The sequence below is a fragment of the Stenotrophomonas sp. P5_B8 genome, assembly GCF_054049855.1.
Map to the genome: position 1 here is coordinate 1 of NZ_JBFULO010000539.1, position 2,180 is coordinate 2,180.

Here is a 2,180-nt window from a genome sequence, read left to right on the forward strand (position 1 = left end):
CGCTACGGGTTCAGCAAGGTCGGCACCTATGAGTTCCCGGTCGGCAGCGTGCGCGACCTGGAATTCATCCTGAAGCGTAGCCCGACCCCGGCGCGCTGAGATTCATCACTTTCCTGCCTCGATCCGCATGGGGCGCAACGGCTTCACCCGCCGTTGCGCGGTCCATTCGTCTAATGGTCTTGTTTCCTCCCGCAGGTCCCACGCCGGAACGGCTAGGCTGAGTGCATGAATCCCCCTGTTTTACTGCTGCACGGCATCTGGAATGCGCGCGCCTGGGTAGGCCCGCTGGCCTGGCGGCTGCGTGCCCGCGGCTTCTCCGTGGATACCTTCGGCTACTCCAGTGTGTTCGGCGGCCCAGATGTGGCCGTTCCACAGTTGTTGGAGCGGCTGAGGAACAGCGGTCCGGTCTCGCTGGTCGGGCATAGCCTGGGCGGCCTGGTTGCGCTGGAAGCGCTGCGCCAGCAACCGGACCTGCCGGTTTCCCGCGTGGTCTGCCTGGGCTCGCCCCTGCGCGGCAGCGGCACCGCTCGCTCGCTGGCCGAGCACGGCTGGTCGCTGGCGCTGGGCCGCAGCAGCGAGTTGCTGCTCGATGGCCTACCGGCCTGGGAGGGCAGGGCCCGTGTCGGCCTGATCGCAGGTTCGGTCCCGCACGGGCTGGGCAGCCTGCTGGGCGCGATCGGCGAGGCGTCCGACGGCACCGTAGCCCTGGATGAGACCCAACTGCCCGGCCTGGCCGATCACTGCGTGGTCCCGGCCAGCCACAGCGGGCTGGTGTTTTCCCCGGAGGCGGCGCGCCAGACCGCCGCGTTCCTGCGCGATGGCCACTTCTGCCCCGACCGCGCCGCCCACGCCGCCTGAGCCCTGGCGGCGGTCGGGACCGCGACTAACACGGTCGCGGGGGGCGATCAGGTAGAATCCGCGCCCTGTTCCTCACGCAAGCACGGAAATACCCATGGGTAGAGGCCCCTCGATCGAGAACCGCAAAAACGCGTCTGACGCGAAGCGCGGCAAGATTTTCACCAAGATCATCCGCGAGATCGGCGTTGCCGCGCGCGGCGGTGGAGGCGACCCCAACAACAACCCGCGGCTGCGCGTGGCGATGGACAAGGGCTTGGCCTCGAACATGTCCAAGGACGTGATCGAACGGGCCATCAAGAAAGCCACCGGTGAACTGGAAGGCGTGGAATACGAAGAGATCCGCTACGAGGGCTATGCCCCCGGTGGCGTGGCCGTGATCGTGGACTGCCTGACCGACAACCGTGTCCGCACCGTGGCCGATGTCCGCCATGCGTTCAGCAAGTGCGGCGGCAACATGGGTACCGAAGGCTCGGTCTCCTTCATGTTCAAGCGGGTGGGCGTGCTGCATTTCGCCGCCGGCGCCAATGAAGAGGCCGTCACCGAGGCGGCCATCGAGGCCGGCGCGGATGACATCGTGGTCTACCCCGAAGACGGGGCGATCGACGTGCTGACCGCCGCCGACGCCTATCACGCCGTGAAGGATGCGATGGAAGCCGGTGGTCTGAAGCCCGACCACGCCGAGCTCACCTTCCGTGCCGACAACGACATCGCGGTCGAGGGCGACACCGCCCTGCAGGTCAAGAAGCTGCTGGACATGCTCGAAGACCTGGACGACGTGCAGGACGTATTCTCCAACGCCGATCTCGGCGCGGACGCCTACGCCTGAGCGTGCGCGTCACCGGTCGCTTTGCGCGACCGGTGAGCGGACAATGCGGACCATGATGACTTTCGCCGTTCCCTGTTATCGCCGCCGCAGCTGTCCGTTCCGGGCCGCGGGCGGCCGTGTGCGTGCCGCATGACCCGCATCCTCGGCATCGACCCCGGTTCGCAACGTACCGGGGTGGGCATCATTGATGTGGACGCCGCCGGCAAGGTCGTGCATGTGCACCACCTGCCGCTGGTGCTGCTGGGCGCGGACGACTTCCCCCAGCGGATGAAGCTGCTGGTGGTGGGGCTGACCGCCCTGGTGGAGGAATACCGCCCGGACGAGGTCGCCATCGAAAAGGTGTTCATGGCCCGCAACCCGGACTCGGCGTTGAAGCTGGGACAGGCGCGCGGCGCGGCGATTTCCGCCGTGGTCATGCGCGACCTGCCGGTCAGCGAGTATGCGGCCACCGAAATCAAGCTGGCCGTGGTCGGCCGGGGCGGTGCGGAAAAGCAAC

At 67.5% G+C, this 2,180-nt stretch carries 3 protein-coding genes and 1 pseudogene; all 4 read left to right on the forward strand.

Translation table 11 applies throughout. The annotated features are described in order from the left end of the window. Nucleotides 1-99: pseudogene (locus tag ACXJKH_RS19075) on the forward strand (GNAT family N-acetyltransferase); the annotation flags it as partial. 126 nt (nucleotides 100-225) lie between these two features. Further along, entirely contained in the window at nucleotides 226-858 is a 633-nt protein-coding gene (locus ACXJKH_RS19080; protein ID WP_256775478.1) for an esterase/lipase family protein, read from the forward strand. A gap of 94 nt (nucleotides 859-952) precedes the next feature. After that, nucleotides 953-1,684, forward strand: coding sequence for a YebC/PmpR family DNA-binding transcriptional regulator (locus tag ACXJKH_RS19085; protein WP_256775477.1), 732 nt, complete (start codon nucleotides 953-955; stop codon nucleotides 1,682-1,684). 129 nt (nucleotides 1,685-1,813) lie between these two features. Further along, nucleotides 1,814-2,180 (forward strand): crossover junction endodeoxyribonuclease RuvC (gene ruvC, locus ACXJKH_RS19090; protein WP_457321731.1); only part of this gene is annotated, 367 nt, incomplete at its 3' end.

What these genes read in the sequence shown, in the direction of transcription:
- ACXJKH_RS19080 (WP_256775478.1), top strand. Translation starts at nt 226, where the DNA reads ATGAATCCCCCTGTTTTACTGCTGCACGGCATCTGGAATGCGCGCGCC.
- ACXJKH_RS19085 (WP_256775477.1), top strand. Translation starts at nt 953, where the DNA reads ATGGGTAGAGGCCCCTCGATCGAGAACCGCAAAAACGCGTCTGACGCG.